The organism is Candidatus Phytoplasma meliae (assembly GCF_016876135.2).
In genome coordinates this window covers 39478-50343 of sequence record NZ_JACAOD020000014.1, presented here as the reverse complement: position 1 = coordinate 50343, position 10866 = coordinate 39478, and the positions used below count along the sequence as shown (strand labels likewise).

The 10866-nt window shown below is 28.2% G+C and carries 7 protein-coding genes; all 7 read right to left on the bottom strand.

The annotated features are described in order from the left end of the window. Positions 1-8: 8 nt before the first annotated feature. The 7 genes from ftsH to mgtA all read right to left on the bottom strand — a co-directional run bounded on the left by ftsH (position 9) and on the right by mgtA (position 10573). Complete coding sequence (gene ftsH / locus CHTY_RS02930) at positions 9-1814, bottom strand: ATP-dependent zinc metalloprotease FtsH (protein ID WP_246454105.1); 1806 nt, start codon at positions 1812-1814, stop codon at positions 9-11. A gap of 3 nt (positions 1815-1817) precedes the next feature. Beyond that, entirely contained in the window at positions 1818-3350 is a 1533-nt protein-coding gene (locus tag CHTY_RS02925; protein WP_203552430.1) for an ATP-binding protein, read from the bottom strand. Between the two features lie 30 nt (positions 3351-3380). Then, positions 3381-4898 carry a DUF2963 domain-containing protein gene (locus CHTY_RS02920; protein ID WP_203552429.1) on the bottom strand — a complete coding sequence of 506 codons (1518 nt, stop codon included), beginning with the start codon at positions 4896-4898 and terminating at the stop codon, positions 3381-3383. A gap of 222 nt (positions 4899-5120) precedes the next feature. After that, positions 5121-6107 (bottom strand): tRNA (adenosine(37)-N6)-threonylcarbamoyltransferase complex transferase subunit TsaD, encoded by a 987-nt coding sequence (tsaD, locus tag CHTY_RS02915; RefSeq protein ID WP_203552428.1) that lies wholly within the window; start codon positions 6105-6107, stop codon positions 5121-5123. Positions 6108-6167: 60 nt separating this feature from the next. Beyond that, complete coding sequence (locus CHTY_RS02910) at positions 6168-7034, bottom strand: DegV family protein (RefSeq protein ID WP_203552427.1); 867 nt, start codon at positions 7032-7034, stop codon at positions 6168-6170. Between the two features lie 21 nt (positions 7035-7055). Next, on the bottom strand, positions 7056-7829 hold the full coding sequence (locus CHTY_RS02905) for a diadenylate cyclase (RefSeq protein ID WP_203552426.1): 774 nt from the start codon (positions 7827-7829) through the stop codon (positions 7056-7058). Between the two features lie 86 nt (positions 7830-7915). Continuing rightward, positions 7916-10573 carry a magnesium-translocating P-type ATPase gene (mgtA, locus tag CHTY_RS02900; protein ID WP_203552425.1) on the bottom strand — a complete coding sequence of 886 codons (2658 nt, stop codon included), beginning with the start codon at positions 10571-10573 and terminating at the stop codon, positions 7916-7918. Between the last annotated feature and the right edge of the window lie 293 nt (positions 10574-10866).

Sequence of the window (10866 nt, the reverse complement as noted above, 5' to 3'; positions counted from 1 at the left end):
GTTAATAATTAAACTAATTTATCAATTTCTTCTTTGATAATAGTTTCTTTTTCCAGTAATAAATTAGCTATTTTATGAAGTAAATCTTGGTTTTCTTTTAATACATCTTGAGCAATTTGATAACAATTATCAATAATTTTTTTCATAGCATCATTAATAGCTTTTTTATCTGCAAATGGTGAATCTTGCATTAATCCTAAATCACTCATTCCGTATTTAGTAACCATTGCACGGGCTACTCTAGTAGCTGATTGAAAATCTGAGAAACATCCATCACTAATATTATCAAGTCCAAAGATCATTTCTTCAGCTGCCCTTCCTGCCAAAGAACATACAATATTTGCTTGAAAACGTTTTTTAGAATGGAAAAATAATTCTTTTTCTTCCATAAATAAAACATAACCACCTGCTTGTCCACGTGGAACAATGGTAATTTTTTGAATTGCAGGAGCATCTTTTACTTTTAATCCAATAACAGCATGTCCTGCTTCATGATAGGCAGTTTCTTTTCTTTCTTCTTCGGTATATTTACGTGATTTTTTCGCAGGACCCATCCAAACACGATCAATTGCTTCTTGTAAGGTATCCATAGTAATTAGTTTTTCATTATTTCTAACAGTTAAAATAGAGGCTTCATTTAATACAGCAGCAAGTTCTGCTCCACTCATACCAGGAGTTTGTTTGGCTAATTGATGAAAATCAATATCTTTAACTAATTTTTTGTTTTGAGCATGAAGTTTTAAAATAGCTTCTCTGGCTTTAACATCAGGAAGAGTTACCATAATACGACGGTCAAATCTTCCGGGGCGCAACAAGGCAGCATCAAGCATATCAGATCTATTAGTAGCTGCTACAATAATAATTCCTGCAGAAGGATTAAAGCCATCCATTTCAGTTAGAAGTTGATTTAGGGTTTGGTCTTTTTCTGAATTAAAAGAATGACCACCTCTTTGTCCTCCTAATACCTCTATTTCATCAATGAATAAGACACAAGGGGCATTTTTTCTTACTTCTTTAAATAATTCACGAATACGGGATGCACCAACTCCAACATATACTTCAACAAATTCTGAACCTGCTACGGAGTAAAAAGGAACACCTGCTTCTCCTGCTAAAGCTTTGGCAAGTAAGGTTTTTCCTGTTCCAGGAGGCCCTGATAATAAAACTCCTTTAGGAATTTGAGAACCCATATTATGATATTTTTGAGGTTGTTTTAAGAAATCAACCATTTCGACTAATTCTGCTTTTTCTTCTTCATTGCCTGCAACATCTTTGAAAGTGATTTGTTTTTGTTTATTGGTGATTGCAAAATTATTATCTTTTTTGTTAAATGCTCTTGTTCTATAAAGATAAATCATCCACCAAACAGAAGATACCGAAGATAAAATACCTAAAAGAGGATTTAAAACAATGCTAAATGGTTTAGTTTGAAAATATTGCTTATTGTTAAGATAAGTAATTAATTTTCCTTTTTCATCACCAATTTTTTCTAATTTATGAAGAAAGTGAACAAACATAAATTGAGTATCAGCATGAGTATACCATGTTCCGTCATTTTTAGTTTCAACAATTACTTTTTCAATTCCTTCTGAATGTCTAGTAATGCTTCCCCCTAACATCCTTATTTTAATTGATTTTAATTCTTTAACATCTGTTTGTTCTATTTTTTCGATTAATGCTATGGGATTCAAATAACCGTTTTGATCTTCCCATTGTTGCCTTAATTCAAAAAAGAGCAAATATAAAAGTAAACTTGTCATACTTAAAATTATTATAGTTTTTGGTTTTTTTAACATTCTTAATATTTTTGGCATTTTTTAATTTCCTCCCCAAATTTTAAGTTGTTGTTTTTTTTGATATTTTTTAAAAAATAAATAACTACATAAAATCAATAAGATAACAAAAGTTAAAATAGCGCTCCACAATAGTATGCTTTCTGTAATGCTAAAAGTTTTAGTTTCTAAGTTTTGTGGTTTAATAATTTTTTTAAGTTGTTCATCTTGATATTTATCTAAAGCTTTTTGTAAGTTATTTTGAGAAATAGTTGCTTCACCTTCTTGTTCGACAGCCATCAAAGCAGCTTCATTGACAAAATATTTAATTGAAGCAGGACTCATTTTTAATTCATAACATTGTTCTGCCAATGAATTTAAAAATTCATCTTTTAATTGACCATGTTCTTTTAAATCTGATGCAAGATTAATTTTTTTAAGATACAAAGCTAATATTTTTTTAGTATCTTCTTTGTTGGGTAAACTAATTAAAATCTTTTTTTCTAATCTTCCTGGACGCACAACTGCTTCATCTAATAATTCTACTTTATTGGTGGCACCAATTACAATAATAGGATAAGGATGTTTTTTAAAGCCATCTAATTCTGTTAAAAATTGGTTAACAGTTGAATTATGACTCCTAACAGCTCCTCCTGAATCTCCTTCAGTAGCACCTCTTTTACTAAGAATAGCATCAATTTCATCAATAAAAATAACACAAGGTTTATTTTGATGTTGTGCTGTTTTAAACATATCTCTTACTAATGTTTCACTAGCTCCTACTCTCGATGTTGTAAATTCAGGTCCTGATCTATAAATAAAATAAGCTCCTTCTAATTCTTTTTCTAATTGTTCAACAATATAAGTTTTACCTGTTCCAGGAGGACCATGCAAAATATATCCTTTTGGTAGTGTAGCTCCTACATCTTTATATATTTGAAAATCTTTAAAATATCTGATAATATGTTCAAATTCTTTTTTAATTTCTTCGCTTATTATAACATTGGGTAGAAAATCTTTGCTAAAAGTTACTTGTACTTGACCACTAAATTCATCAGACGCAATATTTGCTTTATTTTGGTAAGGAATGAAGTCCACTTTTAACTTATCAATTTGTTGATCGTTTAAAGATATTTTATTTGCTTCTTTTAATTTTTTTAACGCTTGTTTAACGTCCTCTTCTTTTTTATAATTTAATGTTCCTAAATCTATATTATTATTAATTTTTTGGTTCAATTTTTGTTTAATTTCAAAAATTACTTCAACTGCGCCTGATAATTGACTAGAAGTAAGAGTTGCTTTGTTTGTATCAAGAATAAAATTAACTTGTAAATTATTTATATCATCATTAGTTAAAGTTGGATTCTTTTGCTGTAATGCTTTCTTAATATCGCTTTCTAGTGCATATTCTAATAAACCTAAGTTTGTATTTTGAACTTTATCTGGTAATTGATCTTGTTGATTGTGTGTTGTGCCATGTACAACAAGATTAACTATCATATTTCCTAAAAATATAAAACAAATGATGATACAAGATAGTTTTTGAAGTAATAAAATTATCTTTTTATTTTTTTCCATTTATTTTTCCCTTTCTGCATTTTAATAGATTTATTTAGTGTTCCTTTTAACTATTTTTTTCATGTAATAATAATAACCACCCATTCCTCCTGCAATAAGAGCAATGATTATGGTAATTATGATTATAGTCATTTTATGAGATTTATCTTTTGGTGGGTTTGATAGCTTCATTGTTGATTTGGATTTATCTTCTTGTATGTTGTTATTATTTAAATTATCTGCATTATTAGGATTATTAGATGTTTGTGATACCTCTATATTAGCGATTTCAAAAGGGATTTGAACTCTACCACTATATTTGTTAGAACTAACCACTACAAAGTTTTCATTTTGTGGAAATTCAACCATTAATGTTTCATCTTGAAAAGAAGAATTCCCTTGCAGAATAGTTTCTTTTGCTTGTGTTTGGTTTCTTTCTGTAATACGAATCGTTGTTCTATTTGTTAGTTTATTGATTAATGATTCTTGAGGTGGATTATTGTTAGAATTATTTAAAATAATATTATCATTTTCATCTTTAACAAAAGCAATTGTTTTACCATCTTCGTTATATTGGGTTGTTTTGATTCGGTTGCCTGTTGTTGGGTTGTATTCGTCGATGAAGGAAATGGTTCCGTTGTGGTAGTTGGTTGATTTGGTTGGTTTAGATGTGAATGGGTTATATTCGAAAATAAATTTAATTGTTCTATCTGGGTTGTATTTGGTTGCTTTGATTCGGTTGCCTGTTGTTGGGTCGAATTCGTCGATTAAGAAAATGGTACCGTTTCGGTCGTACCACGTAAGTTTGGTTTGGTTGCCTGTTGTTGAATTGTATTCTCGAATGAAAGAAATAGTGCCATCTGGTTTGCATCGGGTTATTTTGATTTGTTTACCTGTTGTTGGGTCATATTCGTTAATACAAAGAAGTTTTTCGGGGTTCATCAGTTTTTCTGTACCTTTAATCAATTTCCCATTACTATGATATTCATATTGTGTAATATATACAATATCATTCCCATTGCTTTTATAAGAAGTTGTTTTAATTAATTCACCACTTTGTGGATCGAATTCATGCATAAAATCTATCTTTTCGCTATTTGGTTGATAATACGTGCTTGTAATAATTTTATTTGTATTTTTATTAAATTTACATATATAATTATAATTTTCATTATCATTTTTTATTTGATAGTAAACATAATTTTCATCATTTTGTATTTCATTAAAAGTTAATTTTAAATGTTTTACAATATTTGTATTTTTTGTATCGATAAATTTAAATTCCCATTTATTAACAGGTAATTGATTTACTTGTGCTACTATTTCATAATTACATAATGTTGTTTTGAATTCATTCAACTTCGCAATTTTATAAGCATCTATAAATCTTTGATGTGCATCGCTATTTTGTTGTGGATCATTCGTAGTTGTGGAATTATCGACTTCTTCAGGTGAGTTTGTTGGAGGAACATCTGCATAAATAAAATTATTATAGTTAAAATAAATTAAAATATTAAATATTAAAAATAATAAAATGTAATAATTTTTATATTTCTTTTGTTTTTGCATTTAAAAATTAACCCTCTTTACTTTTTATTTTCTTATGTGTTAAGTTTAATAGTCATCAATAAATAACTATTAATTACAATTATACACCAAAAAAAAAAAAAAACAAGTTTTATGCTCATATAATCTTGATATCTGAGTATTTTACTTGTTTTTTTATATTTTGGATCACATTTTATTAAAACAAAAAAAGAGACTTATAAAAGTCTCTTTTATATTAATTTATTAAAAAGTTAAATTAGGTAAGGCAGTTAAATCATATTTATAAGTAGCTTTAGTAATTTTATTTTGATAATAAGCAGCAATCCCTATCATAGCTGCTTGATCAGTACAATAAGCAACACTTGGAAAAATAACTTCTAAATGTGTAAAGCAACTACTAAATTTATGTCTTAAACCCATATTAGAAGCCACTCCACCTGTTACAATTAACTGCTTAACAGGATATTTTGTTAACGCTCTTTTAGTTTTTTCAAACAAAACATCAATCACACTAGCTTGAAAAGAAGCACAAATATTTGAAACATTTAAAGTATCAATATTTCGATTAAGAATTAAATTAACTAAATGACTTTTAAGACCCGAAAAACTAAAATTTAAATTATTATTTTTTAAATAAGGTCTCACGAAACAATAAGTATCTTGCCCTTGTTGAGCTAATTGATCAATCAAAGGGCCTCCAGGATATGGTAATTGAAGTACTTTAGCAATTTTATCATAAACTTCTCCCACAGCATCATCTAAAGTGGTTCCTAAAACTTCAATTTGCCCATGTTCTTTTAAATAAAGCAATTCAGTATGTCCTCCTGAAATTAAAAGAACTAATGCTGGAGGTTTAATTTCGTGCTCAATTTGAGCCGCATAAACATGTCCTAATAAGTGATTAATGCCTAAAAGAGGTTTTTGATGAACATAAGCAAAAACATTAGCAGCATTGATGCCAATTAATAAAGAACCAATTAAACCAGGTCCATGGGTAACCGCCACTAAATCAATATCTTGAGGTTGAACTTGTGCTTCTTTTAAAGCTTGTTCCAACACCAAAGTCATAAATTGAATATGTTTGCGTGATGCTATTTCAGGAACTACACCACCAAAAATTTGATGATATTTAATTTGAGAAAAAACAATATTAGATAAAACTGTTTTCCCATCTTGCGTCACAGCAACACTGGTCTCATCACAACTAGTTTCAAAAGATAAAATAATCATATATTCTTCCTTTAAACTTATATCATCTTAAAATTATATTTGCAATATACCAAATGAAACTTATTTTTTAATTTCATTAATATATAAGCCAAAACCTTTATAACCAATATGAGCAGCTATAACAGAAGAAATTTTTCCATACAACGAAATTTGAATTTGAGGATCACCTATTTTCTTAATTTGAGTCATAAGTTCTTGTGCATTTCGATCATCATCAACATAAATCACTTGTATATCTAATATATTATTGGATGTTTTACAATCTATGCTTTTGTTAATTAAATAATCAAGACATTTTTTAAAACTACGAACTTTCTTTTCTATCAATAAAATACTTTTTTGAAATTTCAAAATAGTATGAACCCTTAAAAGATTGCCCAGAAGAGCCCTAAATTTACTAATACGCCCATTATAAGCTAATATTTTTAAGTTTTCAACAGTACAAAATAAGACCCCTTGATCTTGTTCTTGTTTAATTTGTAAAGCTAATGCTTGAGGGATAATATTAGGATTTTGCTCTAATAAATAATGAATTCTTTTTAAAGCGAAAATAACTGCAGGACCAACATTTTCAGTATCAATCACAGTAATTCTTGATTCATTTAATATCTTTTTAGCCAAAAGAGCACTATTAACAGTTCCACTTAATTTATGTGACAAAGTTAAACAAATAATATGTTGATAACCTAAATCAAATTGTTTTTGAAAAGCTTGAATAAAAAGCTCTGGATTAGGTTGACTAGTAGTCACCTTACGTTTTTGATCAATAAATTGAAGTAATTTTTCATTATCGATGGTACCGTCAATATAATCTTGTCCATCAACCATCACAGTTAAAGGAACTATGGAAATATCATTAAATAAATTTTTACCATAATTACTGCCACAAGTAGAATCAACCACAATTCCAAATTTTCTTTTTTGCATTTTGTCCCTCTTTTTTCTGTTTTAATTCATAAAAATTGCTAAATATTCTTGAAGTTTTGTTTTTTCGTTAATTTTAATCATAATCCCTTCTAAAGCAATAGAAATATTACCCGTTTCCTCAGAAACAACAATAGTCATACTATCAGTAGTTTCGCTAATCCCTAAAGCAGCACGATGACGTGAACCTGTTTTTTTATCAAAATTATCATTAGCTGAGGATAGGGTGAAATAAGCACTAGCACACAAAATTTTATCACCTCTCACAATCACAGCTCCATCATGCAAGGGAGTATTAGGGGTAAAAATATTTAATAACAACTCTTTAGAAACATCACCATTAATTAAAATAGCTTTTTGAGCATATTGTTCTAAAGTACTATTTTTTTCAATAGTAATTAAAGCACCTATCTTATGAGAAGAGAGTTCTATTACTGTTTTAATAATTTCTTTTTGAGTTTTATCGCCTCCCATAAAAATATTTCTTCTTTTAACAACCCAATGTTTGCTCCAATTATTCAAAACTACTCTTAAATAAGGAGCTTTGATAATAATAATACTTAGTAAAATAAAATTTAATAAAGTATCATAAAAATAATCTGTAATTTTTACATTAAAGCTATCTTGAAAAAACTTATCAATGGAAGAGTGATGCGATTTTAATAAAAGATGAGTAAGAGAAAAAGACCACAAAAAAAGGTATAAGATTTTTAAAATTTGATATTTTACCAGGAAAAAATGACCAAAAATCAACATTAAGGTCAAAAATAAAAAAGTTAAAAAGGGAGAACCAAACATAAAAAACCTTTCCAAATATTTGAGGTGTCAAGAAATAGGAAGGGGGAGGCAAGATGCATTCACAATTAACACCCCAATATCAAATATTATAATAATTGTTTATTTTTTTTAATAAAGAATTTTTTAGCCCAAAGCATCGCCAAAGCATAAAAGATTAATAATAAAATTAGAAAAAAGCAAATGTCTCGATGAGAACTAAAAATGTTTTTCTCTAACTTCAAAGGTATAGCAATTAAAGGGACACAAGGAGATATAGTAGCAATAATTAAACCTATGACAGAACAAATCATAATCCCAAAAGAAGGAAGATTATGGGGTCCTTTTTTAGGAAAAATTTTATCAGTTCTTAATAAGAAAAGGGTTAACGTTTGTGACCACATCGAAAAAATAAACCAACTAGTTTGAAGTAAAGATTCAGACGCTGCCTCATTAAAGATATATTTTAACCCTATTAAAAATAACAAATCGATTAAAAAGGAAAGGAAGCCAAACCACAACATAAAATTTTTAATATTTTTAAAATCAAATTTACACGGTTTTTTTAAATAAAATGATTCCACATTATCAAAAGGGATCGAAAAACAAATCAAATCATAAACTAAATCTAAAAATAAAATTTGTAAAACTAACATCGGTTGAAAAGGCAAAAAATAACTAGCTAACAAAATACTTAAACAATTACCAAAATTAGCAGATAAAGTAAATTTAATATATTTAATAGCATTAGTATAAGTTTTACGACCTTCTGTTACTCCTTTTTCTAACACGTTTAATTGTTTTTCTAAAAGAATAATATCAGCTATTTCCTTAGTAATTTCAGCACCAGTATCAACACAAATACCTAAATCTGCTTTTTTCATAGCCAAAGCATCATTAATGCCATCACCCATAAAACCAACAACTTTACCTTTTCTTTGAAAAAGACCAACAATCCTAGCTTTGTGCTCCGGCGACAATTTAATAAATAAATAGGTTTTTTGAGCTTGTTCATATAACGATTCATCACTAAGTTGATCAACAATATGACCTTGTAAACAATAAGTAGTATCAATATTTAATTTTTGAGCAATCGCTTTAGTTAAAACTTCATTATCACCTGTTAAAATTTTAACAATAATCCCTTTTTGATGCAATAAAGCGATAGCGTGGGTAGAACTAGGTTTAATCGGATCTAAAAAAGTTAATAACCCGATTAACACCATTTGTTGCTCTTCAATAGGAGTTTGATTAGGAATAATTTGTTTTTGAGCTACTCCTACCACACGCAATCCTTTTTGATTATAAAGCGTTGTTTTTTCTAAAACTAATTGTTTCTCTGTTTTAGTTAAAGGTTTAATAGTTCCTTCCAATTCTAAATAATCACAAACATCAAGAATCTCTTCAATAGCGCCTTTAGTAATCATTTGTTGTCTTTGAGATTGATCCTCAATAACTACACTCATTCTTCTTCTAGTAAAATCAAAAGGTATTTCATCAACTTTAACAAATCGTTGAGAAAGATTTTGCAAAGAAACTTGATGAGCTTCATGATTGCCCATTTTAGTAATAATTGCTTCATCAATTAAACTTTTCAATCCTGTTTGAAAAAAACTATTTAAATAAGCATGTCTTAAAATACGAAAATTCCTAGTTCCGCTTAAATCTAAAAAATCTTCTAAAAAAACTTGATCTTGAGTTAAAGTTCCTGTTTTATCAGTAAATAAAACATTCATAGCTCCAAAACTAGAAATAGCGTTTAAATTTTTAACAATCACTTTGCTTTTAGATAAAGAAACGATTCCCTTGGAAAAAGAAGTGGCAATAATTAAAGGAAGCATTTTAGGGGTTAATCCAAAAGCAATCGTTAAAGCAAATAAGATAGATTGTAAAAGGGATGAATTCGCTGAATTCTTAGAAAAATTCAATAAAAAAACCAAGGGGGTCATTAAAACAATGCATACAATTAATAACTTAGAAATAGCATTTAAATTAGTATCTAAATAAGAAAGTTCTTTTTTTTGATTAATGGTTTTACTAATATGTCCTAAATAAGTATTTTTACCAGTTAAAACAACAATTCCTGTTGCATAACCAGAAATAACTGTCGTTCCTGCCAAAACTAATCTTTGATCTTCTAAGATATTATCATATTGACTTTGCGATTGAGCTTTTTTTTCAATAGGTTCTGATTCACCAGTAAAAGTAGTAGTTTTAACAAAAAAATCCTTAGTTTCAAGCAATTTCATATCAGCAGGAATAATATCGCCTGCAGCCAAAAGAACAATATCTCCAGGAACCACTTCTTCTAAAGGAATTTCTTGTTTTTGACCATTTCGTTTCACAGCGGTTGTATTTTGGACTAATTGCTTTAACTGTGACGTAATTTTTAAATATTTATTTTCTTGAGTAAATTGAACAATCAAAGAACTAATAAACATAATTGCAGTAATAATGATGGTGGTAAAGCTTTTTTCTTCTGATCGAGAAGGAATGATGACATCATTAATCAAAGAGGCTACCATTAAAATTAATAAAATAATATTAAAGGGGGAAAGGGCCATTTGCAATATTTTTTTAAAACAATTATGTTTATTCTCCTCTGATAAAACATTAAGGCCATATAAATTTCTTTGCAAAGAAACTATGGCATTATCTAAACCTTTAGACGAGGAACCCAAAGTTTGCAAAGTTATTTCTGCACTTTGATGACTTGTTTTTTGAAGAAAATTAATCGTTTCTTCACGTGAAAAATAATTTTTTTTCATAATAATAAATAGTCCTTTTTTTTAGATTTGTTAAAAATATAACAAAACTGAAATCATATAAATGACGTTTTTTCGAAAAAGGGCGAAGCAGTAAAGTGATTAAAAAAAGAGTAAAATAAACGTGTTACTACCATTTGAGTAATCCTCAAAATAAATGTTTCTCCTTGTTTCTAAATATTCTGATTGTCAAAATAATAAAATAATGGAACGAAAGAAACTTTAAAATATAATATGGATTCAGGTTGGTTTAATAAAGTTGTTTTGTGAAGCGACAAAAAAACATTACACAAAAA

What these genes read in the sequence shown, in the direction of transcription:
- ftsH (WP_246454105.1), bottom strand. Translation starts at nt 1,814, where the DNA reads ATGCCAAAAATATTAAGAATGTTAAAAAAACCAAAAACTATAATAATT.
- CHTY_RS02925 (WP_203552430.1), bottom strand. Translation starts at nt 3,350, where the DNA reads ATGGAAAAAAATAAAAAGATAATTTTATTACTTCAAAAACTATCTTGT.
- CHTY_RS02920 (WP_203552429.1), bottom strand. Translation starts at nt 4,898, where the DNA reads ATGCAAAAACAAAAGAAATATAAAAATTATTACATTTTATTATTTTTA.
- tsaD (WP_203552428.1), bottom strand. Translation starts at nt 6,107, where the DNA reads ATGATTATTTTATCTTTTGAAACTAGTTGTGATGAGACCAGTGTTGCT.
- CHTY_RS02910 (WP_203552427.1), bottom strand. Translation starts at nt 7,034, where the DNA reads ATGCAAAAAAGAAAATTTGGAATTGTGGTTGATTCTACTTGTGGCAGT.
- CHTY_RS02905 (WP_203552426.1), bottom strand. Translation starts at nt 7,829, where the DNA reads ATGTTTGGTTCTCCCTTTTTAACTTTTTTATTTTTGACCTTAATGTTG.
- mgtA (WP_203552425.1), bottom strand. Translation starts at nt 10,573, where the DNA reads ATGAAAAAAAATTATTTTTCACGTGAAGAAACGATTAATTTTCTTCAA.